The organism is Fibrobacter sp. UWB7 (assembly GCF_900142945.1).
Lineage (GTDB): Bacteria > Fibrobacterota > Fibrobacteria > Fibrobacterales > Fibrobacteraceae > Fibrobacter.
The window spans coordinates 185157-208946 of the sequence record NZ_FRCO01000001.1 but is presented as its reverse complement, the minus strand read 5'-3'; the positions used below and the strand labels follow the sequence as shown (position 1 = coordinate 208946).

Here is a 23790-nt window from a genome sequence, read left to right as displayed (position 1 = left end):
GTGATTAAGATGTATTTTTATGTATGTCATTCCCGCCTCTGAGCGGAAATCTCCTTTAATAGGATTGGGTTGGTATGAAGTTTTTGAAAAATCTTGCGGCGTGCGTGTCTTGCGCTTCTGTTGCTTTGCTAATGCAATCTTGTGGTGACGATACGGCATTGTCACCTGTTTATGCTTTAAGTTCTTCGTCTGTGCAAGAATCTTCGTCATGTCATTCCGGACTTGATCCGGAATCATCTTCTAGCGTACCGGAATCCTCGGCTCAAGAATCTTCGTCGTCTGTTGAAATTTTTTCGTCTTCTAGTCAAGATGTGGGGGGCCCCTCGTCCTCGGAAACCTCTTTGTCGGCAGGGACGGAATCGTCTTCAGCCGTGGCGACATCGTCTGCGGTAGAACCGACGTCGTCTGAAACGTTGCAGAGTTCCTCCTCGTCCGAAGCTCAGTCTTCGGTGGCAGAATCCTCGTCATCGCAATCATCCAGTTCTTTTTCGGAAGCGCCAAGTTCATCTTCCGCTCAACCTATCAAAATTGACTTTTACAATGGCGCCGATATTTCCGAAGTCCAGGAATACGAACGAAATAATACGAAGTTTTACGATGTCGATGGCAAAGAAAGCGACATCTTCACAATCCTGAAAAATCACGGATTTAACTCCATTCGCTTGCGCACGTTTGTTTCGCCCAAGGCAAAGTACGGCTATGCGGCGAGCGGTTGCGGTCATGATTCCGAAGCGTATGGTGACAAAGACCACGTTGTTGCTTTTGCCAAGAAAGTCAAAGCGGCGGGCATGGGGCTTCTCGTTGATATCCATTACAGCGATGTCTGGGCGGATCCTGGTAAACAAATTATTCCCGAACGCTGGCGTAACGTGAATAATGCCAATGCGATGGCGGATTCCGTGTACGCATACACCAAGGATTTGATGATTGCACTTAAGAATGCTGGCGCAACGCCGGACATGGTGCAAGTGGGCAATGAAACGACTCCGGGCATCTTGATCCACAAGCCAAACAGCAAAACAGATTGCTGGGGTAATGGCGTCGATAAGGCTGCAACTTCCGTCAATGGCGATATGGGGACTTCGGCGGGCAAGGCAAATGCCGCCAAGTATTTCAATGCGGGCATCAAGGCGGTCAAGGAAGTTTCGCCATCAACGAAAACTGTACTTCACATTGAAAGTATCCGCAAAGAAGAAACCGTAAAGTGGTGGATGGGCGTCATCTTTGATGACTATAAAATCCCTGCTGACGTGATGGGCTTCTCCGCTTACACGGCATACGGCGACGGCACACCCGATAAGTGGAAGAATTTGTTCAATACGATTACGACAAAGTATTCAAAATTGGAATTTATCGTTGCGGAATACAACGGCGGTGATTCCGATAACCACTACAATTTTGACAAATCCCGCCAAAAGACTCGTGAATCCGTCCGCGAAATGAACCGCTGGATTGGCTCCTTCTTCTGGGAACCGACAATCGGCGGTGCGTGGGGTTCGGGACTTTTTGACTGGCGCGGTAAAGACCTTTACGCAAACGCCAAAGCTTTCGAAGAATTTTTCTAGGAACTAAACTTCCGCTGCCATTATTTCGGCGACGTTTCCCAGAGTGATTCCCTTGAGGGCGTTTCTAAGCATAATATTCAATATGAGATACTTTATGGGGCCTGGTGCAGGGATCATGTGGTATTTTATAGTCACAGCCATGGCTAAGTGAAGCCGAATCTTTTTCCTGAACATTTCGTCTGGTTGAATTGATCTGCCAAAATATGCGGCTGTAAATTCCACCCAGTAATCGCGCAACTGTTGTTCTGTCATGTGAAATATTTGTTGCACGCTCTTTTTGGTACAAAGAATGTTGGTAAACATGTACAGAAAGGCTATATCAAAAAGGTAATGCCCATAGCCGAAATCGCCCATGTCTATCCAGTAATTTTCACCGGTTTTGTTTGAATGTACGATATTGCCAGGCTGGAAATCGTACTGTAGGCAACCATGACTGTCAGGAACTAGCTCTATAGCGGCCTTCAAGATATCTTTGTACTTCTTGAATGTGAATAGCTTTGGAATGGCCTTGCGTATGGTTTCTTTATAGCACAAGAATTGGGTTGGGTCGCAGTTTATGCCATGAAATTTTTTCGCTTCTTCGGCGTGGATTTTTGCGATGCGGGGCAGGTCACTTGGATTGTCGTGAATCATCCTTGTGAACGAAATTTTTTCTTGCACTTTCTCATAGATTATGCCAAGGCGTCCCGATTGACTTTCTTCAACCAGTTCGATTGCTGCAGGAGTTTTAAAGCCGACGGAAGCGATCTTTTTAGAGTTTTCAAACTCTGCGATAATGTCTTCCTTGTGCCCCTCTGGTTTCATGAGCTTGAGCATAATGCTCGAATCTGTTTTAGAAAAGTAGCTTTCTCCGAAAGCCCCTTCCCCTTGCAATTCCCAGTCATTTAAATTGATCTGTTTGTAATTCATAATTATGAATATAAACAAAAAGGCGACTCAGTGATTGTCTGGTCGCCCTTTTTTCGAATTTTTTGCGGTTAAGCAAATATTTTGTGATATCCGTTAAGCGTACGCTCTTTCATCAAGGCATTTTTCAAGCTCGACAATGATGTCGTCCTTGTTGTAGCCTTTGCCGATAAACACGACTTGGTTTTCGCGGTCGCCAAATTGAGTGTCCCAGTTTTCTTTGATTTCTGGATTTTCGGCGATGTACGATTGCTTAACGTCTTCGCGCAGAGCATCAATCCAGTACGAAACGGGCAAAATCGAGGAATTACGACCTGCCTGTTCGAAAAGCTGCACGTCCTTGCTGGCGTCTGAAAACCAGATGTAGCCCTTGGAACGGATGAGCTGCGATGGGTAACGATTGTTGACAAATTCCATAAAACGGTCTCTGTTGAACGGGCGTCTAGCTTCGAAAACGAATGACGTAATCCCATATTCGTCAACGCAACCATTGCTTTTGCGACCTGGCTGGGTTAATGTTGCGGTAGCCTTCTGGATGGCCGAAGAGGAATCAATTTGATCGTAGTTGAACGGCTTTGTCGTCATGATTTTTTCGATGTCGATATCGCCGTTGACGGAATGGATAATCGGGGCGCGAGGCTGGAAATCGCGAACGATAGATTCCACTTCCTTGAGCTGGTCTGCGCTGAGCAAATCGCACTTGTTCAAAATGATGAAATTGCAGAATTCAATCTGGTCTACGATCAGTGTCGAAATTTCTTCATCGCTCAAGTCATACTTTTCTGCAAGGCTGTCTCTTGCTTCTTTTTTCTGCTTCAATTCGCTAAGGAATTCACGATAAATTCTGTCACCATCGACAACAGTGACGATGGAAGTCAAGTAGACATTCGTATTTGGATTGTCTTCTTCGTAAGCAAGGAAACTGGCGCTCACCGCACCCGGATCGCTGATGCCGGAGGCTTCGACAAATACGACTTCAATGGAATCGAGGTTGGAAATTTTTTCAATCTGCTGGATGAATTCATCGCGCAAGGTGCAGCAGATGCAGCCGTTTTGCAATTCGAACATCGGGCATTCGGTGACGTTCGAACCGTTCTTTTTCAAGATTTCAGCATCGACATTGATGCTACCCATATCGTTTACGATGAGGGCGACTTTTCTCTTTTCTTGCTTGAGAAGATTGTTCAAAAGCGTGGTTTTACCTGACCCCAAATACCCGGTGATGAGTACCACCGGTTTCTTATTCTTTTTCATAAGAATCCTTTGCTAAAAAATTATGTAATTAAGTTGTTAGCTCGCTAGGCGGCAGTTCTCACAGAGTCCGTAAAAAACAGTGCGGAATGGATCAAGTGCAAAACCGTGTTCTGCCATCAGGTGCGAACTCAGCTGTTCAAGATCGTGACATTCGAGATGGATGAGCGTGCCGCATTTTTCGCACTTCAGGTGAAAATGCGAAACTTCTTTGTGGCATTCTTCGCCCATGTATTGGAAGCAGGCGGCATTCTGTTCGCCAAGGAAATACTTTTGAACAACGCCCATCGCCACAAACTTTTCAATCTGGCGATAGATAGTTGCAATGCCGATAGAAATGTTCTGCTTCTGGAAGTAAGCCGCCACATCTTCTGCTGTGAAATGGCGGCCTTGCATCGCTTTGAAGCAAGATAGGAGCAGTTCCTGCTGTTTGGTTTTGTATTTAATAATGCCCATGCTTATCTCGAAATTTGATAACCGTTATCAAATTATACTAAAGTAAGAGATGTTTGGCAAGGGGAAAGGTATATTTACGGTTCCACTCTAAAAATAAACTTGTTCTTTAGGCGACTTTCGTGGCCTTTGTTTTGTACGCTTTTTCCGAGTGCATCTACGCGCTTTGTTTGCGCATTCGTTTTTTTCGAGGCGTCTAGCCGGGAGCCTGTCGCGCGTTTCTTGTGAAAGTCACGGATTCCTGTCGTTTCTTCGTGCAATACAATAGCGATGCTATCGAGAATCGGATTCCCGACGCCTTCGATGTAGTCGTGCGAAACTTCCCAGACCATGATGCCGGCGTAACCGTTTTCTTTGACCCAACGCGATTTGACGGCGGAAGAATGCGGGTCTTCGAAGGTCACGTAGCCGGTCGAAGATACGCCGTAGGGCTCTACGGCAACGCTGTCATAGAAGTATTTCCAGTCGGTGTTTGTGACGATATCTTTGTATGCGATTTGCTTGGCAGTACCTTTGGTAAAGTCGGAGCCCGGTCCTGTTGCTCCTTGAAATTGAAACCCGAATGACGGAATTCCGAAGACCATCTTTTCTGTCGGGACGCCGCGCTTTTTCCAGTAGTCGCGTGTTTCTTCCCATGACCAGGTGGTGTAACCTTCGTGCGGGTATAGCGGCGAATCGAACATGGCTTTGTCATCCCAGTCGCCGGTCATGTCGTAGGTCATGAATCCAAACCAGTCCAAGTTTTTCACGAGGACTTCGGCTGTGAACCATTTCCCGTAATAGGGCGAGCAGGGAAGTGCTGCCGAGAGGCTTTTATCTTTGGGGAGGGCTTCGCGTAGTTCTGTGAGCAATTTGCTGTAGGCGATAGTGTCTGCTTCGGGGACGGGATTGTATTCCCATTCCCAGTCCATGTCGAGCCCGTCGAGGTTGTGGTCATCAACATATTTGACGAGGTTTGCGACGAATTTTTGACGGAGCGCATCGTTTGATGCTACTGGCACAAAATTTTCGCTTTGTCCGCCACCGCCGAGCGAGACGATGACCTTTGTGCCGGCAGCGTGGGCGAGTGCTACCATTTCGTCGAGTGCGCTTGGGTCTTCTGCTGCATCGCCGCGCAATGAACCATCCGTATTTGGCGTGATGAAACTCCACAGCACGTGTGTTAATTTGTTGTACGGAACTTTATCTACAGTGTAGGCTGGCTTGTGCCATTTGCCCCAATCCGGGTAATAGCCGATAAACAAAGGTGCTGCCCACGCGGAACTAATCTCGGCGAGAGTGAAAATAGCGGTTGCAACGAACGTTGCAAAAATATGTGAAATTCTATTCTTCATCTTTAAACTCCTAATTAACGACTCCTAGCCTCTCTTCAATTCGACCACATAATCTGCGGCGTCGACGAAGTCTTGTGCATGTTCAATAGCAATGACGGTGTGGCCGGCATTGCAAAGTCCGTGAATGAGCCCGAGCAACTGCTGGATATCCTTTTGATGGAGACCGCGGGCGGGTTCGTCAAAGAGGAACAATGTGTTCGGGGCTTTGGCTCGCGCGAGTGTAATGGAGAGGCGGAGTCGAGCGCGTTCGCCACCGGAGAGGTGTGCTGTCGTTTGACCGAGTTTCAAGTAGTCAAGGCCTGTGTCTACAAGCGGTTTCAGTTTTTCAGCGAACGGCTTCATGTTCGTGAATAGCTTGTATGCACTACCGATTTCCATGTCCAAGATGTCGGCTATGGAAAGCGACTTGAATCGGATTTCCAAGACTTCATCGCGGAAGCGCTTGCCGAGGCAAACGGGGCATTCGGATTCTTCGTAGCCGAGTGGATCGTAGATGACTCCTTCGCCTTTGCAGTTCTCGCAGCGACCGCCGGGGGCGTGCATGCTGAATTTGGAGGCGGTGTAGCCGCGCACTTTGCTTTCGGGAAGTTTGGCGAACAAGTCGCGTAATAGTGTGGTAAGGCCGATGGCGCTCAAGACGGTGCTGCGTTTGCTCCCGTGAAAATCTCCGGTTGTGAGAATCGAAAGAGCGTCGATGCCGAGTTTTTTGAATCCTTCGGCTTTGGCGCGTTTGGCGATGTTTTCAAAAAGGAGCGTCGATTTTCCGCTGCCGCTTTGGCCGGTAATCACGCTGAATTTGTTGATGGGGAAGGCGGCGTTGACGGGCGCCATGTCGAACTTCGCGAAGTTATCAACGAGAATCGCTGTGCTTTCTTTGGTGTTTTGGATTGCCGCCGAGCGGGAATCCCCTTTTACTCCTAATTCACGAATCCACTTTCCTGTGGGCGATCCCGGATTGTTCAGCACTTCGTCGCGAGTTCCTTGAAATAAAATTTCGCCGCCTTTTTCGCCTGCGCCCGGACCCATTTCAATAATGTAGTCAGCACGCTTGATGATTTGCGGATTGTGTTCGATAAGTACGAGCGTGTTGCCGCGCTTGCGGATTTTCTCGAGAACTTTCCAAAGAGCCGTGACATCGCTGGCATGGAGACCGCTGGCGGGTTCGTCAAGCGCTATCAAAAGACCATTCAAATGCCCTGTGCTGAGACTGGCGAGTTTGAGTCTTTGCAATTCGCCGCCAGAAAGCGTTTGACCTGCGCGCCCTGGCGTGAGGTAACCAATGCCCAAATCGTTAATCGCTTCAATGCGGTCGAGGAGCGAATTGAATGTCGCTTTTAAGTTCTGTCCGATTTTGTTATCGAAAATTTTGTGCAGAAGTTCTGGCAAATTTGCAAATTCCGTCGTGAGAATTTGCTTGTAACTGACGTCATCTACGGTGGCGTTCAAGTATGTTTTCTTGAGGCGGAGTCCGTGGCAGTGCGGACATTCTGCGTTTTCGTCCTCGTCACTTTCTACATTGGCTTCGGCGCGACCTTTGCCGCCTCCTTTCTCGTTGATTTTTGCTGGGGCTGCTTCTTGAATGATTCCCGTGCCGTAGCAATATTCGCAGACACTGGTTCGACTGTATGGCGAGAACGCACGCGCATCTAGGCTCGCGATGGTTTCTTGTATGTCGCTTGTTTGGTGCTGTTTGTCGTTTGCATTCGGGCAGCACGGCTTTGTACTATAGAACTTGCGTTCGCCAGCAATGTCAAGCGTGATTGCGGAATGCGTAAGCTTTAATATGCCGTCAACGGCTTCTGCAATTCGCGTGCGCGTGTTTTCACGGACGATGATTCTATCGACGATGATGAAAAATTCTTTGGGCGTCAAAACCTTTTCGCCAGGGAGCAAGTCTGCAAGCGAATACATGGTGCCGTCGGCAATCGCGCGTGTAAAACCTTGCGCCAAAAATACGGCAGACAGCTTGTCGAGCGTCGTGCGACTCTTGCCCTGCGCTTTCTTTTTGTCATTTCTGTCTGCATTGATGTCACCCCGCACTTGTTGCGGGGGCGCCATTTCCGCATTTCCCGTTTCAATTTTTGCCAAGAACTGTAACTTTGTCCCAACGGGCATTCCTGCAATTTCGCGGATGATCTCTTCGCGGCTTTGGCTTACCATCGGGGCTCCGCAAATGGGGCAGGCGGGCTTTGCAAACGCAGCGAATAATGTTCGCAGTGCATTGTCACATTCGGCAATCGAAAGCGCAGATGCTTTTGCGGGGGCTTCTCCACGCGTGGCGGCAATCGCTAAACTCGCTGGGAGTCCTTCGGCGCTATCGAGCGGAATCATTCGCTTGCCTCCGAGTAAATCTGCCGCAAAAGGCGAGAGCGTCTCAAGGTAACGTCGCTTGCTTTCTCCGTGGAGCGTGTCCATCACGAGCGTCGATTTCCCGCAACCCGACGGCCCGCACACAACCGTAATTTTCCCCAGTGGAAACTGGGCGTTGACATTCTTTAAATTATGGAGTCTGCCACCGCGAATTGAAATGTAATCAAGCATCGTTTAAAAGATAATTAATATGATTGTTCAAAGCAAATTTTAGAGGTTTCTTAGTGCGAAAAGGCTATATTTGTAATAAAGAAAATCATTCTAAAATGTTTATTGAAAGGCGTCTGTCATGAAATTGCTAATCCCCTTTTTGTTTTCTCTATTCTTTATCGCTTGCGGCGGCGATTCGTCAACCTCGGCAAATGATTCGAATGATGAACGAATCGGGCTTATAACGGACTCTCGCGATGCTCAGACCTACAAAACTGTAACTATCGGCTCGCAAACATGGATGGCGCAGAACCTGAACTACGAAACGGAAAATAGCTATTGCTATGGCGATGATCCGGCAAATTGTTCCAAGTATGGTCGCTTGTACACTTGGGCTGCTGCGATGGAATCTTGTCCTACGGGTTGGCATTTGCCGACATTGGATGAGTTTCAAGTTTTGATTGATGCCGTTGGCGGAAAAAATATTGCGGGTAAAATGCTAAAGGCCACAAATGGCTGGGTTAAGGATGGCAACGGTACGGATGCATTCTTGTTCTCGGCTTTGCCTGCTGGTTTTGGGATTGGCAGGGGAAAATATGAGCGTGAAGGAGAATTTGCGGAATTCTGGAGCGCTACTAAATATGAACGCACTGACCCAGATTCGTATGATATCTTTTTAAGTCATTTTTCAGATGGTGCTGGTTGGGACTACTCCTCCAGACGCGATGTGTTTTCTGTCCGTTGTTTAAAGGACTAGCTTTAAGATTTCGCAGGAAGCCTCTAGTTTTCAGTGATTGCTAATATCGCCGAAGCTGGCTTCTATGAAGAAAATGTGAAATACTTGTTGTTCCTGTAATCCTACTAAAACGCGATTGTCCCCGCTTGAACGGAGAATGTGCAAATCTTTTACGTCAGGTGTTAGACATTCGACTTTTGCGGTATGTTTAATCTGACCAACAGGCATTTTTTCCATGCCCCATTGATGTCGCCCTGAAGCGCGGATTCCTTGCCAACCTATTGTCGAATATTTTTTGAAACGTCCAAGTAAATCGGTAAAAAATTTTGAGTTGCTGCACTTATTGTATGATTCTTCAACCAAATATTTGAATGAAAAAAGAACGTCGTTGCTGGATACAGCTGTTCTAGAAACACTTGCGACGCCTTGTATTGGCGGAATAATTTTGAATTTATGTGTCATTTCTTTTAGGCGAGTCTTGTTAAGAAGAATTTCTTCATTGATTCTTGGCTGATAATGTTGCCTTTGCCTGGAGATACTGAATTCCATGGCGGCTCGCTATGTGTCATTTCCACTAGTTTTACGGCTGAATACTGGTTGTAAACATCAAAGACGTTGTTGAACAAAGTTGTTTCTTCTTCGTTTAGTTTGATGTCTATTTGGGTAGGTGGTTCAATTCCCTTTGCATCATATTTTGCATATTTTTCATAGACTTCAGGAACTACAGGACCGAACATCCATGCTTCGATATTTTCGTCAAATAAAGGAGTGTCAAATGCGGCCAAATGGAAACCCTGTTCGTAGTAAAGCATTTTTTGCAGCTTGAGATTGGACATCAATTCTTGATTTCCTTCTGCAGCTTTTGATAAAAGCAATTGAGCTATTTGTAACGCCTTGTATGCCATTTATGTGCCTTTTGCCTCTAAAAATAAGTTTTGCAAAATCAGATGTCAATGATTCGTATTTTTCTTGACATTTTGCAGTTTTTGCGGTTTGTGGTAAATCTACAAACGAAAATCACGAAAAACGGGAAATCATTGAATTTTGCAATCAACCGTTAGCAAAAATGTTGGAAAATTCTTTTTACAAAGACTATATTTACAATTATGAAAAAAACTTTATGGCTTTCTTTTTTATTTGCTCTGTTTTTTATTGCTTGTGGTGACGATTCATTGACGTCAGCAAATAATTCGGATAACGGTAAAATTTTGTATAAATTTAGCAGTAGTTCAGCGTTGTATTTATCAAGCGTTGCTTTGCCAACGTCGTCTGCCGTCAGGACTGTTGATCCTATTGAGGTAACCGTAGATTCCATGACGGACTCTCGTGACGGTCAAATCTACAAAACTGTGAAAATTGGCGAACAGACTTGGATGGCTCAGAACCTGAACTACGAAACTGAAAATAGTTATTGTTACGATGATAAAAACTTTAACTGTGTCAAGTATGGTCGCTTGTATACATGGGCTGCAGCGATGGATAGTGCTGGCATCTGGAGCGCGAATGGCAAAGGCTGCGGTAATGATTTTATATGTTCACCAACATTTCCTGTTCGCGGAGCTTGTCCCGAGGGGTGGCATTTGCCAAGCGATACAGAATGGGAAAAATTATTCACGGCTGTCGGTGGACGTTTGATTGCGGGCAAGGCTCTCAAGTCCTCATCAGGTTGGTCTTCTTATTTCTCTGGTGAACCCTGCAATGGTTCTGATGCTCTGTTTTTCTCGGCGTTAACAGCCGGTTCTTTGGATGGTGATGGGGCTTATATCGGTGAGGGATACGAAACGTTTTTTTGGAGCTCCTCACAGGTTGTTTTCTGTAGTACTACAAAACGCGAGTCCTGTTATAGTAATAGCGCGCGTAACGCTTTCTTATACATCGACGATGGCGTTTACTTGCTCCCCTTTGAAAAAAAAGGAGGCATTTCCATTCGTTGCCTAAAGGACTAAAATAAACGGATCGCTTTGAGCTGACCAGAATGTTCTAGATAAATCGCTATTCGATTTGATATCCCATCTATTCCTCCGCATCAAGATCAGCAAATAGGGCGTCAACAGAATCGAACTTCTTTGCGTTCGGATCGTTGAGCATAGTTTCGCTTTCTTTGATTGCGGCGGTTAATTCATCGGATGGAACTTTTCTGATTTTTTTCTTCAAGTGCAGAATATGTCATAAAAGCCTCCGGAAATATCGACTTCATTAAAATACATTTTTTCTAAAGTGGGCGCGTTTGTGTTGTTATACGTTTTCTCTAAGAAAAAGCTGATAAATAGGCCTTCTTGACAAGGACTTCATCAAGGATGTATCTTTGAAAGGGTACACAGACGAAACGCTTTTGAATGAGGTTGACGGAATGACAGATTTGCTTTATGAGAAACAAGGATCTTACTTGCAAGGAAAAGGTGATGGTATTCTTGAATCTGCTAAAATTCTGTTCAACGCAGGAAAGTTGACGGTCGAAGATGCCGTTGCGCTTCTTCATATTTCTAAAGAAGAAGTGCTTTCCTGGAAACGCTAACTAAATTTCAATTGAAAAAAATCAAAAAAAAACGGCCCGCGCAGTTAGCTCCCTGCCGGCTTCTGGGGCCTCAATGGGGATTACGACAACAAGGGCAACAACGCGTACTTCTGGAGTTCTACCGAGGACGAAAGGATTCCGAATAATTTTTCAGAATAAGCCGTCTCCCTTGATTTCGGCGCGTGCCATTTAGACATAAAATTGCCTGTTTACAGTCTAAAAACAATGATTTTGTCTCTTTGGGAAAAACGTGGTGGCTGTTAACGGGCGAACGGAATATCAAATAATGATTATTTTTTTGCCCTATTCTGTTACGTTTTGTAAAATTAAATTATAGATTTCTTACAAAATGCTTATTATGGAGATTCTATGAAATACCTGAAACATTTGCAACTTTGGAGCCGCGTAGTGGCTGTAGGATCCCTGGCACTCCTTGCTGCTTGCGGTGGCGTCAGCGATTCTAGTAAGGTCACTGAGCCTGCCGATGTGACTAACGGAAATCTTACCGACAGCCGCGATGGTAAAACGTACAAGACCGTGACAATCGGTTCCCAGACCTGGATGGCCGAAAACCTTAACTACGCCGACAGTGCCAATACCCCAAGCCTCAAGGGGAAGAGCTGGTGCTACAATGATTCGGTCGCAAATTGCGAAGCGGCAGGTCGCCTTTACACCTGGGCGGCAGCCATCGACTCGGTGAAACTTGCAAACGATGCCTCGAATCCGTTGGACTGCGGTTTTGGCAAAACCTGCGGTCTTTCTGGCAAGGTGCAGGGGATTTGTCCTAGCGGTTGGCACCTGCCCAGTCCGGCAGAATGGAAAACGTTGTTCGCGGCAGTGGGTGGCCAGGACAATGCGGGCAAGGTTCTTAAGTCCCAGAGTGGTTGGGACGAAAATGGAAACGGTACGGATGCTTACGGCTTTTCTGCACGGCCCGTTGGCTACAGGGAAGAGGATGGCTATTTCTACGATGGTGGCAAATACGCGTACTTTTGGTGTGCTACGGAGTTCACTAGCGGCTATGCCAACAACATGTACCTGCGCTACTACTATGGAGACGGGTATCTGTACGACTTCAGCAAGAACAATGCCTTCCCGGTTCGTTGCCTAAAGGACTAACAACAAGGGACTCTGCAGAAGTTCCGTAGAAAATGGACAGCTTTGGGCTGTCCGAGATTTGCAAAAAAAAGCCCGCGCAGTTCATCTGCCGGGCTTTTCTAATAACTATTAGCTAAGAACCAACGACTATTCCTTAAACGTGAATCTCAGTTCGCCAAACGGGCTGCGGAAATCCTTGTTCTTCAAGTTGTTTTCTTCGATGCCTGCGAACAGTCTGTAACCGCCACCGATAGAAACTTCAAAGAGCTTTGTCACGCGGAAGTTGAATTGTGCCGAAAAGTCAGCTACAAAGAAACCGTCTTCTGCCTTGAATCCGTCTTCGTCACCCTTGTCCATAAAATCGACTTCGCCACCGCCGATGCTCACCGGGAGCGAAATCGAGAAAATGCCATTGCGGAAAACGACTGGTTCTGCAAAAACGCCATAGGCATGGTAGTCAATCATCTGTGAATGATGGACTTTCGGATTCTGTACATTGCTGAGTATAGAGGAATGGTATGCGCCAAAGCTGATGTAGGGATTTAAGGCGATACCAATGCGAAGGTTCATGAAAATTGTACCATCGCGGGCAATCAGCGAGTTGCCTCCGCTAACGCCAACGAGTGCGCTCCAATCGGAAGATTCGGCCTTGCTCGGTTCGTAATCTTTGGAACCCTGGAGTTCTGCGTGGGAACTTACGGCGAGCGAGAGCGCCATGAGGAGAGATGTCAAAAGTTTTGTTTTCATAGTCCGTCCGTGTTACCTTCCCATCTCCAGTTCTTTGCGCTGACCGCGGGCCAGTGGCAAATCGTCCATACGAGACTGTTGCCGCACAAAATGATGGACCAAACGCCAAAGAGCAAGAAGAGGAATAGTGGAATAAAAGCTAGTGATCCATAGAAAATGGACATGCGCGTGACCATTGCGGTCTGGATGAGCATCAAAATCTTCACGTAAATGTTGATGGCAAGCCAAGAAAGCAAAGTCGAGAGCATCGACGCCAAGAACAGCTTACGGCGGGTGTAGGGCTTGTGGCCTGCCGGGCGCGCCGGGAGCGCATAAAGCATAATGAAAATCACGAGGAGAGCCGCGATGTGGAATGCCGAGTACCAGAATACGGTGATGAGCGCCTTGATGACTTCCGGCGAAAAGTGGAATCCGTCAACAATGATGACTTTGAGCACGTTCTGCACATGGTTCACGAAACCTGCGAACATGCCGACTACGGCAGCCCCGATGAGGAGGAATGGTGTGTAAATCTTAATCTGGCGAATCAAAGTTCTGGAAGTCTTGTTTTCCCAGACCACGTTGAAATTCGTTTCGAGGCTTCCGAATGCGAGGATAAACGTGACAAAAAGACCGCCTGCACCGATAAATCCAAGCTTTTTGATGGGAATGTGTTCGGCGTTTTCGACGATGTCCATGATTTGCTCGGTCGGCCAGTCTAGATTGAGCATGTCAATCACGATGGGGAGGTAGTCCGAAATGAAGTTGCCGAACCCGACTGCGAGAGTGATGGAGGTGAGCATGATGAGGAGTGGAACGACTGCCACGAGCGTCGTGTAGGTCAAAGATGCGGCACGGGTCATTCCGTGATAGTACAGGAATGATTTTCCGGTGACAACCATGATTTTTACAAATGTCGGAGAACGGGCTGCGATATGATCGAACAGCCATTCCCACGAAAAATTTTTCCACCAATGCGGCATACTCGTGTTAAATATAGTTAAAGGAACGACTTACGAGAACTTTTGGCGCGTTTCGTTTCGTTTTTTTACGAAAAACTGTACTTTTTGTGGTCGAAATTTCCTAAAAACAGGTTTACTAATGTAGACAAATAATAAATTCCTTTTGTGGACTTTTTCTAGCAGATTATCGTTTGAAAGTTAAAAGTATAATAAAAAATGTGGACTTTTTATTGAAAAGAGATTATATTTGAAAGAAACAAGAGTTTGGTTTTACACCGTTAGGAGCGTTGTATATGGGATCCAATCGTAATTTCAAGTCTATTCTTGTAAGTTCTGCGCTTGCTGCAGGGCTTGCTGTTCCATCTTTTGCTGCGCCTCGTCAAATGGAAAACTTGACGCGCGGCCTTGTCGCGTCAAACGTGGGCAAGGGTATGCTGGTTAGCTGGCGCTTGCTTGGCACCGACGACCCGGCGACGGAATTTGTCCTCTATCGTGATGGAAAGAAGATTGCCTCGGTTGGTAAGTCTGCCGGCACGAGCTACCTTGATGCTGCGGGCGCAACGACCTCCAAGTACACGGTGGCTGCCGTTGTCGATGGTAAAGAACAGTCCCAGATTGGTCTGTCTCTCGTTTTGGATAAGACGGTCTCGAACAGCGGAAATTCCTTCCCCTACAAGACGATTAAACTTGAAGTTCCTGCTGCTCAGACGATGCCGAACGGTGAAAAGTGCACTTACGTTCCGAACGATATGAGTACTGCCGACCTCGATGGCGACGGCGAATACGAATTGATTTTGAAGTGGGATCCGTCTAACGCACACGATAACTCGCAAACGGGTTATACGGGTACGGTGTTTATCGATGCCTACAAGCTCGACGGCAAGCGCCTGTGGCGCATTGACCTTGGCAAGAACATCCGTGCGGGTGCTCATTATACGCAGTTCCAGGTCTTTGACTACGATGGCGACGGCAAGGCGGAAATGATTGTGAAGACCGCCGACGGTACAATCGACGGAACAGGCAAGGCGATTGGAGACAAGTCCAAGGATTACCGTGACGGCAACGGCCTTGTGCTCAAGGGACCGGAATACTTGACCGTTTTCCGCGGTGCTGATGGCGCTGCGATTTCGACGATTGATTTTGTGCCGAGTCGAGACATCAACCAGCATGTGAAGGGCAAGGATGGCAAGGGCTACTGGGGCGACAACTACGGTAACCGTTGCGAACGCTACCTGGCTGCGACTGGCTACTTGGATGGCGTCCATCCGAGTGCAATTTTTGTACGTGGTTATTACACGTCTGCTTATGTGGTTGCGTATGATTTTGATGGCAAAACATTGAAGCAACGCTGGTACCACAAGTCTGAAGACCCGGGCAAGGGTCTCTATGGCGAAGGAAACCACAGTCTTCAGGCGGCTGACCTCGATGGCGATGGTTATGATGAAGTGTTTTTCGGTGCTGCAGCCTTGAACCATGATGGCACCCTGCGTTACCGCACTGGTCTTGGCCATGGCGACGCTCACCATATTGCCGATATGGATCCGGACCGCCCGGGCTTGGAAGTCTGGGACGTTCACGAACACAAGGATGCTAAGTACACTGATGAATTACGTGCCCATGATGGTACGATTATCTGGGGAACGGCTCAGCCTGGTGTCGATAATGGTCGCGGCATGGCTGCCGATGTCGACTCGACCCATCGTGGTTACGAAATGTGGTCTGCAAAGGGCGGTGGAATGTTCACTGTCAAGCACGAAAAAATCGGTTCTCCGGCTGTTTCGCAGAACTTCCGTATTTATTTTGACGGTGATGAATACGATGAGCTTTTGGACGGTGCTTACGTGACCAAGTTCAATTCTAAGGATGTCAAGGCCGAGGTTTACTTTGATGGCCCGACGGCGCTTGGTGTAACGGGTTGCAATGGCACCAAGAATACTCCGAGCCTTATTGCAGACTTGTTTGGTGACTGGCGTGAAGAACTCGTTGTGCGCTCTGAAAAGGATCCGACGACGATTTATATCATTGCCACTCCGGTTACAAGCCCGCATCGCGTCTATACCTTGATGCACGACGCCACGTACCGTACTGCGGTTGCCTCCGAAAATACGGCATACAACCAGCCGCCGCATGTGGGATTCTTTATGCCGGACATGGTGAAGAAACTCAAACAGCCGGATATTTACGTGGTCGGTGAAAATGTCGTAGTGCCGGTCGATACGACTCCGGTTGTGAACGATGGTTTGTCCATGCTTGATGCCTCTAAGCCGAAGGATGGCGTTGGTTGGACAGAATCGACGAATGAAGGATTCCTCAAAAACGGTTACTTCAATTTTGATAACACACTTTCTAGCTATGGTGTTTGGGAAATCTTCTCGAAGACCGAGGCTAAGACGACTTTGACAATCCGTTACGCCAATGGTGGAAATGCTGATCGTAGCATGGCTGTTAGCGTGAATGGCAAGTCAGCAGGTACGGTTAGTTTCCCGGCTACAGGATGGACAACGTATAAAGAGGCCTCTGTAGATGTGAAGCTGAAGGCTGGCGTCAATACGCTCAAGCTTACGTCGATGACGAGCGATGGTGGCCCGAATGTCGATATGTTCACGTTCGGAATTGACGGCGTAGAACTTTACGATGGAACGCAGGTTGTTGACAAGCCGGTATCGATTGTTCCGCAGATGTTTATGCCGAACGTCTACAATCCGGTGACGGGAATTCTCAAGACTCGTGAAGCTGGGCTTGCTGAAATTTACGCTTACGATATGACGGGTAAGCTCGTTGGCGGAATCTCCCGCAATGTGACTGCCGGAACGTCTAAGGTGATGTTTGACCGCGAAATGCTCCCGCGTGGTGCTTACATGATGGTTGTGAAATTGAACGGTCGCGTGATTTCGAAGAGCTTGCGTAAGGCCGCAAAATAACTTGTGTGCTTCCGGGAGTTGCTCTCGGAAGCTTTTGGGATTTTTTTAAGAGGTTTTCAAATGGGTATGTTTTCTAAGGTTTGGCAGGGTGCTGTTGTAGCCTCGATGTTGGCGACTCCGCTTGCGATTGCGAAGGTTACAATTTATATGCTTGGTGATTCCACCATGCAGGACTGGGCTGATGGTTATTATCCCAAACAGGGCCAGGGCCAGGATTTTCATTACTGGTTCGATGTAAACAAGGCGGCCGTGGTGAACCGTGGACAGGGCGGCATGTCGCTTGGCGGCGGCGGTAAGGACAAAAAGGGTAACACCGCGGTCGGCTATTACGACATGTTCTTTAAGAAGGGCTGCTCCAATGGTGGTTGCATTGCGGACAAGTTGCAGGCTGGCGACTATGTCGTTGTCCAGTTCGGTATTAACGACGTGAACTACAGCACGGAAGACTTCTTTGCCTCCAACATGAAAAAGCTTGTGAGCGATGTCAGGGCGAAAGGCGCTTATCCGATTATCATGAGCCCGATTCGTCGCTTGTACTATGATTCTCCAACGCAGATCCATAACAGCTATCGTGGCTACCCGGCTCTTAACCAAAGCCTTGCAACGGAATTGAACGTTCCGTTTATCGATATGAGCGAAATGGTCGCGAACTACATGATTTCTGTGGGCGAACGCTATTCGGCACAGTTTATCTTCAACTATGCTACAAAATCTGAATATAGCAACTTGGGCAGTGACCAGACGGACCAGGTGCATTTACAGATGAACGGTGCGAATGCCTTTGGACGTATCATTACAGAACAGATGCGCGCCCACAAGGATCCGATTGTGAAAAAACTTGGCGACTACATGGCGCCTATGTACCAGGTAGATGTCAAGGTGAGCCCGGAAGGCGCTGCCGAAGCGACTTCTCTTAGCGCTTACTACCCGAAGGGCATGACGGTTATGCTCAAGACAATTCCGAAGTCCGGCAAAAAGTTCTTGGGCTGGTATGACGGTAACGGCAACAAGGTCGGCGCCCCGAGCCGCTCCAATGTAAAGTCTCCGTACATCCACACGTTTGTCATGGGTTCTGCATCGACGCAGTTCACTGCAGTGTATGAAGGCGGTACCGCTCAGAAGTACACGGGCGATGGCAAGGCTTTGACCGCATTCCCGACAACGACCCCGAAGAGCCTTGACGATGTGACGTTTGAACCGTTCACGCCGATTGATGGCAGTCAGGAGACAGAAACCAAGGTGGATAAGGATATCAAGAAATTCTTTGACGCAAGTAAGCCGGATACTGCAGGAATTGGCTGGACCCAAACGGAATGGACTGGCTATATTGGCGATGGCTATTTCAACTTGGATAACACGAACGTGTCGTTTGCAAGTTACAAGGTGAAGTTCCCCGGTGCAGGCTACGTGACGCTTGCTGTGCGTTACGCCAATGGCGGTTCTACAGACCGTATGTTCAATGCCTACCTTGACCACGACTACTATTTGAGTGCCCCTCCGACAGGTGGCTGGGACAAGTGGGATACCGCTTACGTTGTGATGGATGCGCCGCAGGGCGAAGCCGAACTCAAGTTTATGTCGGTGACTTCTGATGGTGCTCCGAACCTTGATGCGTTTGGCTTTAACCTAGATGGTGTCTGCCGTGTTGGTGTGGATTGCAAGGATGCTAAGGATTCAATTCCGACATCGCTGCAAGGTATCAAGATGGCGGCTAGAGCAAAGCTCCTTGGCGATAAGCTTTTGCTTCCGGAACGTGCTGACATAAGCGTGTTCGATATGAGCGGAAGTCTTGTCGTGCGTAAGGCTGTTTTGGCGGGCGAGGTGGATATGTCTTCTCTCGTGCGTACAAACGGAGTTTACCGTGTTGTCGTTCGCCAGGGTCGTGAAAAGCTTGTTGCGACTTGGGCAAAGGTAAAATAAGTACAAATTGTCATCCTGAGCGAAGAGGCGTAGCCTCGAAGTCGAAGGATCCAGAGGTTGTATATGAAGTTTTCTTTAAAAATGATTCTTGCTGCCGCTGTTTTCACAGGTGTCGCTGTAAGCGATTCCACCAGTTTTTCGATTTACGTGGTGGGCGATTCGACCGTGCAGACGTATAAGGATAACGTCTATCCGCAAACGGGCTGGGGCCAGGTGCTTGGGCATTTCTTTGACGCCTCCCGTGTGAAAGTCCTTAACTATGCAATCGGTGGCCGTAGCTCTAGAACGTTTATCGAAGAAGGCCGCTTGGACGAGGTCAAGGGAAAGCTCCAAAAGGGCGACTACCTCTTTGTGCAATTTGGCCATAATGACCGCGACTATTCAAAGGCCGCGCGTTATGTGGAGCCGTCGAAGTTCTCTGGATTCATCCAACAGTATGTCGATGCTGGCAAGGGCAAGGGCGCCAATGTCGTCCTCGTCTCTCCGATGAACTTGAACGGTAGCCGCAACGTGTTCTCGACGGGCTCTAACAACTACGATGCCCGCGGCATGATGCAGACGGTTGCCAAGAACAACAAGATTCCGTTTGTCGATTTGAACATGAAGTCGTACAACACGTATAACAATACGTACAAAGGCATGGGCGATTATGTGACCCGCTATCTCTACAAAAAGCTGGAAAAGGGTGAATACCCGAATTTCCCTGATGGTGTGAACGATGGTACGACGCACTTCCAGGAAATGGGCTCGATGGGCCACGCCCAGATGATTTGCGAAGAGCTTGCAGATAATCTCAAGTCCAACACGAACCTCTCTGCCGATGCAAAGGCTGCGCTTACGACGCTTGTGTCTGCAATTAAGAAGCGTTATACCATCAAGGTCAAGACGAACCTCTCGAATTACAACGGTCTCATTACGCAGACGCAGTATTTCCCGGCGGGTTCCCCGATGACGCTTCGCGTGACGCCAAACGGCCAGACGTTTGAAAAGTGGGTCGATGATGACTGCAACGAGCTCTCGAAGGACATGATTTATTACGGCTTCAAGACGAAGGCTCGCGATATTACCTACACGGCGATGTTTAAGGGTGGTGCCGCTTGCACGCCGATTTCTCATGCTTCGGAAGATTCTTACGAAGAAGGTCCTGGTGGCGGTTCGAGCAGTTCAAGCGGTGAAGTGGAAGTCAAGGAACTTGACGAAGCTCTGTGCTCGCTCAAGGCTGGTACGGATGCTTGGCCGTCAGTGATTGACATGGCGGAACCTGAATTTGGAGATGGCTGGACTGAAAAGAATCATGAAGGCTATACTGGCGGCGGTTTCTTCAATCTTGATAATTCTGCCTACAGCAAGGCCACGTACATGGTGACTTCGGACCAGTCTGCAGAAAAGGCCCGTGTGATGATCCGCTATTCGTTTTCGGGAAGCGCTAATCGCGATATGAAGGTTACGGTAGATAATGGCACCTACGATGTGACATTCAAGTCCACCGGAAGCTGGGACAAGTGGGATACGGTCTATATCGACAACGTCTGGGTGGATGCCTTGGACTTCAAAGTGATTTTACAGTCGGCGACGGCAGATGGCGGCCCGAATATCGACATGATTGCGTTTGATATGAAGGATGTTTATCGTACCGGTTGCAAGGCCGTTCGCGAAAATCAGCAGGGACAGGGACCTGTTTCGATTGTTCCGAAAAAGCTTGCGACAAAGCCGCGAGCCAAAGGCTTTACGGTCAATGCGCTTGGCCAAAAAGTGCAAAATGTTCGCAATCAGTCGGATTTGCGAAACCTCCCCAAAGGCAACTACTTCCGCTATTAAAAACGAAAATTCCATTTTTAGTTGGATATTACGTGAATATCTTCAAAATAAGCTTGATATTCACGTAAAATTTTGATGTTGTATGTAGTTAAAATCCGCTCGAATGCGGATTTTTGCTTTAAAATGAAAAATTTTGAGCTTTTAAAGCTTAAAACACTGTCTAAAAGGTGGCGAAAGATACTTTTTGCTGAATTTTTAATAAGTTTGTCTGAATTTTTACGTGAGAAAATCTGATAATTCGATATTTTTCACGTAAAAAATGAACTTTTTTAGATTTTAAAAAAAAAATAACACATTTTTTATAACATAATGTGGACATAAAATTTGCAAAACTGTGGACAATAATGTATATTAAGTTATGCAGTTCCTGCCTATTGTCTACTTCTAACTGCCTACTAAATCATGATCAATATTTTTGAATATCTGAATTACCGCGAATTTTTGAAAGACGCCTACGAAGAGCGCCATGCAAGCGATTGGCGTTTTAGCCATCGTTTTATTGCCGAAAAAGCGGGCTTCGATTCATCGATGTTCAATAAGATCTTGCAGGGCAAGCGCAATTTGACCGACCGCATTGTCGAAGTTTTTGCGTCTATCTTTTGCAGTGACGAACGCGAAAAAGCGTACTTTGCAAACATGGTAGCTTTTAACCAGGCTAAAACGCATACCGAAAGCCGTCAATTCCTGGAAAAGCTTGTCGCGTCCAAGGAATGCAAGGTGGAAAACTTGGCGAAGGACCAGTTTGAATATTTTGACCATTGGTACCATGCTGTTGTTCGTGAACTTGTGACGTTTTACCCATATGTGGGCGATGATGCCGCTTTGGGTCTTATGGTGCGCCCGCCGATTTCTGCAAGCCAGGTAAAGTCTTCGATTGCGCTTTTGGAACGCTTGTCGATGATCAAGAAAAACGAGCAAACAGGATTTTATGAACAAACGCAAGGTCTTGTTTCGAGTGGCTTTGAATCGTACAATACGGCGGTGAACGCTTACATCCAACAGAATCTGGACGTGGCGCAAACGGCGATGGACCGCTTTGATCGCGGTGAACGCAATCTTTCGACGCTCGCATTTGGTTGTGACGAAACGACTTATAAAGAGCTTGTCGAAATGGTGCGCAGGTTCCGTCGCGAAGTGCTTGCTAAAGTAGGTGCGTGTCAAAAGCCGAATCGCGTTTTCCAGCTCGGCATGCAACTTTTCCCGCTTTCGGACCCGTATCCGCCACCGCAGAGGCGTGGGCGCAAACGCCGCATTCGCGGTGCCGAAATACAGAATGCTTCTCGTGAAATTGCGGATGAATCTCGTGAACCTGCCGGAGTTCAAGGGGGCAATCATGAAAACTAGTTTGATGACGGTTGCTCAAATGCGTTTGCTCGCGTGGCTTGGAATTTTTGCGTTGGCTTTGACAGCGTGCACCGAAAGAAACGTTGCTGGTGGCACCGAAGCCGAATCGACAATTGCTTTGTATGTTCAAATGGCTGATGGAACGCCTGCATCTACAGCGCGTGTTCGTATTTTGCCTGATGACTACCTTTCTAGCGGTCCTACGGAAAATGCTTGGAACGAAACAGATGAGGATGGGCAGGTTTCGTTTGAAGTCCGTAACGGCCGCTATACCATTGAAGCGCGTAACGTGAGTGAATCTAAGGCTTCGGGTGCTGTGCATTCTATAGCGCTTGATGCCAAGGCCGATTCCAAGGTTGATACCATCAAGTTGGGCGAACTAACGTCTATTGAAGGCTATGTAGTCCTTGGTGAATCGCCTGTTGTCCGCGTGGCGGGTCTTGACCGTTATGTTGTTCCTGATAGTACAGGGCATTTTGTAGTTGACTCGCTTCCGCAGGGGAGTTTCGATGTGCAAATTGGCGACCCGGAGGAAGTCCATTCGACGACGGTCCAATCCAATGCAGGGGATACTTTGTTTGTTGACGGCTCCGATGTGGCTTCGGACATCAAGGTCGTAAAGCCTGAAATCGCAACAGCAACAGAATATCCCGAGAGCGACTGGAGTGCTCATGAAGCCTTGCTCAAACAAATTCAAGGCTATGCAGTTGGAACGCTTGGTGCTACTGGAAAAACCGACAGCACGGGAAAAATTGAGAAAGTGGAAGGCGAAGTTTGCATTGTCACGACAACTGAAGATTTAATTGATGTTGTCGACTCTTCAAAGGTGGATTCGTTGGGAAATTACGGAACTAAGGTCGCCTTGTCCCAGGGCTCTTTCCGTGAATGCGCCGAGAAGGATACTCCAGTCTGGATTCTCTTTGAAAAAGATGGAACGTACAATTTGCGTTCGCCATTGCGCATAAAGTCTGATAAAACTGTGGATGGTCGTGGGCGTGATATTCGCATTACGGGCATGGGGGTTTTGACAAATGAATCGTCCAATCTTATTTTTGAAAACTTGACTTTTACGGCGCCTGCGATAACAGCTCATGATACAACAAGCCGTCGCGCTCTCTCGATTCATAACCGCACGCACCATGTCTGGGTGGACCATTGCACGTTTGAAGAGTATCCGCTAATCTTGGTTGATGTCAAGCGAGGCTCGAATGCGGTCACGCTCTCGTGGAACCGTTTTGAAAATGCACAGTCCGGCATTTTATTTGGGCTTGAACCGGACATTTTTATCGATTCTGCGCAGACATTGACTTTGCACCACAATTATTTCTCGAATTTGGAACTTCGCGGTGTGCTTGCTCGTCGTGGTAAAATCCACGCCTACAACAATTTCATTTACGGCGTGGGCGATGCCGGAATGGAATGTTCTGATTATGCGGCTTGCTACATCGAGGGCAATGTCTACAATAACGATGTGCCAGTTCGGGGATATCGCCTGAAAAACGAAGATGGCTCGCTGGACGAATCGACGGTTGGATTTGTCTACATGGATTCGAATACGTTTGGTCGTGGAGGCGAGGAACTTGCTGGCGATGCCCAGGGCTATAAGCCCGATTACAAGGTTTCTGTTGATGAAGCTGGTGCAGAACTTGCCGTTCGTGTGAAAAACGAAGCCGGTCCCCGGTAATTTCTATCAACTCCGTCTATTAACTAATGACTAATGA

Annotated in this window: 21 protein-coding genes; 10 read left to right on the top strand and 11 right to left on the bottom strand. The window is 47.5% G+C overall.

Features of this window, described 5'->3' with window-relative positions:
• Window positions 1-74: 74 nt before the first annotated feature.
• Complete coding sequence (locus BUC30_RS00870) at window positions 75-1565, top strand: glycosyl hydrolase 53 family protein (RefSeq protein WP_073423071.1); 1491 nt, start codon at window positions 75-77, stop codon at window positions 1563-1565.
• A gap of 3 nt (window positions 1566-1568) precedes the next feature.
• Here the strand turns inward: BUC30_RS00870 and BUC30_RS00865 are convergent, their stop codons facing one another.
• The 5 genes from BUC30_RS00865 to BUC30_RS00845 all read right to left on the bottom strand — a co-directional run bounded on the left by BUC30_RS00865 (window position 1569) and on the right by BUC30_RS00845 (window position 8050).
• Window positions 1569-2474, bottom strand: a complete 906-nt coding sequence (locus BUC30_RS00865) for a TIGR02172 family protein (RefSeq protein ID WP_073423890.1) — start codon at window positions 2472-2474, stop codon at window positions 1569-1571.
• A gap of 93 nt (window positions 2475-2567) precedes the next feature.
• On the bottom strand, window positions 2568-3725 hold the full coding sequence (locus tag BUC30_RS00860) for a CobW family GTP-binding protein (RefSeq protein ID WP_073423069.1): 1158 nt from the start codon (window positions 3723-3725) through the stop codon (window positions 2568-2570).
• A 36-nt stretch (window positions 3726-3761) separates the two neighbouring features.
• A complete protein-coding gene (locus BUC30_RS00855) occupies window positions 3762-4178 on the bottom strand; it encodes a Fur family transcriptional regulator (RefSeq protein WP_073423067.1) in 417 nt (138 codons plus the stop codon).
• Window positions 4179-4252: 74 nt separating this feature from the next.
• A complete protein-coding gene (locus BUC30_RS00850) occupies window positions 4253-5509 on the bottom strand; it encodes a glycoside hydrolase family 18 protein (protein WP_073423065.1) in 1257 nt (418 codons plus the stop codon).
• A 24-nt stretch (window positions 5510-5533) separates the two neighbouring features.
• Window positions 5534-8050 (bottom strand): excinuclease ABC subunit UvrA, encoded by a 2517-nt coding sequence (locus BUC30_RS00845; RefSeq protein WP_073423063.1) that lies wholly within the window; start codon window positions 8048-8050, stop codon window positions 5534-5536.
• Between the two features lie 118 nt (window positions 8051-8168).
• Between BUC30_RS00845 and BUC30_RS00840 the strand changes: the two genes are divergently transcribed.
• Window positions 8169-8786, top strand: a complete 618-nt coding sequence (locus tag BUC30_RS00840) for a fibrobacter succinogenes major paralogous domain-containing protein (protein WP_073423061.1) — start codon at window positions 8169-8171, stop codon at window positions 8784-8786.
• Window positions 8787-8816: 30 nt separating this feature from the next.
• Here BUC30_RS00840 and BUC30_RS00835 read toward each other — a convergent pair whose 3' ends face one another.
• From BUC30_RS00835 to BUC30_RS16245, 3 genes are all read right to left on the bottom strand, one after another.
• Entirely contained in the window at window positions 8817-9314 is a 498-nt protein-coding gene (locus BUC30_RS00835) for a hypothetical protein (RefSeq protein WP_139260761.1), read from the bottom strand.
• Entirely contained in the window at window positions 9233-9670 is a 438-nt protein-coding gene (locus BUC30_RS00830) for a Panacea domain-containing protein (protein WP_073423057.1), read from the bottom strand. Before BUC30_RS00830 ends, BUC30_RS00835 begins: the two co-directional genes overlap by 82 nt.
• Before the next feature lie 152 nt (window positions 9671-9822).
• On the bottom strand, window positions 9823-10080 hold the full coding sequence (locus BUC30_RS16245; RefSeq protein WP_244536414.1) for a hypothetical protein: 258 nt from the start codon (window positions 10078-10080) through the stop codon (window positions 9823-9825).
• Here BUC30_RS16245 and BUC30_RS00825 point away from each other — a divergent pair.
• On the top strand, window positions 10079-10711 hold the full coding sequence (locus tag BUC30_RS00825) for a fibrobacter succinogenes major paralogous domain-containing protein (protein WP_244536413.1): 633 nt from the start codon (window positions 10079-10081) through the stop codon (window positions 10709-10711). The two genes, BUC30_RS16245 and BUC30_RS00825, sit on opposite strands and share 2 nt — an antisense overlap.
• 67 nt (window positions 10712-10778) lie before the next feature.
• Here BUC30_RS00825 and BUC30_RS15985 read toward each other — a convergent pair whose 3' ends face one another.
• On the bottom strand, window positions 10779-10919 hold the full coding sequence (locus BUC30_RS15985) for a hypothetical protein (RefSeq protein ID WP_170861477.1): 141 nt from the start codon (window positions 10917-10919) through the stop codon (window positions 10779-10781).
• 151 nt (window positions 10920-11070) lie between these two features.
• On the opposite strand from BUC30_RS15985, the gene BUC30_RS00820 reads away from it, so the two are divergent.
• Entirely contained in the window at window positions 11071-11280 is a 210-nt protein-coding gene (locus BUC30_RS00820; RefSeq protein WP_244536412.1) for a hypothetical protein, read from the top strand.
• A 369-nt stretch (window positions 11281-11649) separates the two neighbouring features.
• On the top strand, window positions 11650-12399 hold the full coding sequence (locus BUC30_RS00815; protein ID WP_073423053.1) for a fibrobacter succinogenes major paralogous domain-containing protein: 750 nt from the start codon (window positions 11650-11652) through the stop codon (window positions 12397-12399).
• A 126-nt stretch (window positions 12400-12525) separates the two neighbouring features.
• On the opposite strand, the gene BUC30_RS00810 is transcribed toward BUC30_RS00815, so the two are convergent.
• Both BUC30_RS00810 and BUC30_RS00805 read right to left on the bottom strand, forming a co-directional pair.
• Window positions 12526-13125 carry a hypothetical protein gene (locus BUC30_RS00810; protein ID WP_073423051.1) on the bottom strand — a complete coding sequence of 200 codons (600 nt, stop codon included), beginning with the start codon at window positions 13123-13125 and terminating at the stop codon, window positions 12526-12528.
• Window positions 13122-14087 carry a YihY/virulence factor BrkB family protein gene (locus tag BUC30_RS00805; RefSeq protein ID WP_014547088.1) on the bottom strand — a complete coding sequence of 322 codons (966 nt, stop codon included), beginning with the start codon at window positions 14085-14087 and terminating at the stop codon, window positions 13122-13124. The genes BUC30_RS00810 and BUC30_RS00805 overlap by 4 nt, the downstream gene beginning before the upstream one ends.
• A 272-nt stretch (window positions 14088-14359) precedes the next feature.
• On the opposite strand from BUC30_RS00805, the gene BUC30_RS00800 reads away from it, so the two are divergent.
• The 5 genes from BUC30_RS00800 to BUC30_RS00780 all read left to right on the top strand — a co-directional run bounded on the left by BUC30_RS00800 (window position 14360) and on the right by BUC30_RS00780 (window position 23753).
• Window positions 14360-16987, top strand: a complete 2628-nt coding sequence (locus tag BUC30_RS00800) for a rhamnogalacturonan lyase family protein (RefSeq protein ID WP_073423049.1) — start codon at window positions 14360-14362, stop codon at window positions 16985-16987.
• A gap of 60 nt (window positions 16988-17047) precedes the next feature.
• Window positions 17048-18907, top strand: a complete 1860-nt coding sequence (locus BUC30_RS00795; protein WP_073423048.1) for a GDSL-type esterase/lipase family protein — start codon at window positions 17048-17050, stop codon at window positions 18905-18907.
• Window positions 18908-18970: 63 nt separating this feature from the next.
• The gene (locus BUC30_RS00790; protein WP_073423046.1) at window positions 18971-20725 is read left to right on the top strand and encodes a GDSL-type esterase/lipase family protein; all 1755 of its coding nucleotides are present in this window, start codon (window positions 18971-18973) and stop codon (window positions 20723-20725) included.
• Window positions 20726-21127: 402 nt separating this feature from the next.
• Window positions 21128-22069, top strand: a complete 942-nt coding sequence (locus BUC30_RS00785; RefSeq protein WP_073423044.1) for a TIGR02147 family protein — start codon at window positions 21128-21130, stop codon at window positions 22067-22069.
• The gene (locus tag BUC30_RS00780) at window positions 22059-23753 is read left to right on the top strand and encodes a pectate lyase family protein (RefSeq protein ID WP_073423042.1); all 1695 of its coding nucleotides are present in this window, start codon (window positions 22059-22061) and stop codon (window positions 23751-23753) included. The genes BUC30_RS00785 and BUC30_RS00780 overlap by 11 nt, the downstream gene beginning before the upstream one ends.
• Window positions 23754-23790 lie beyond the last annotated feature (37 nt).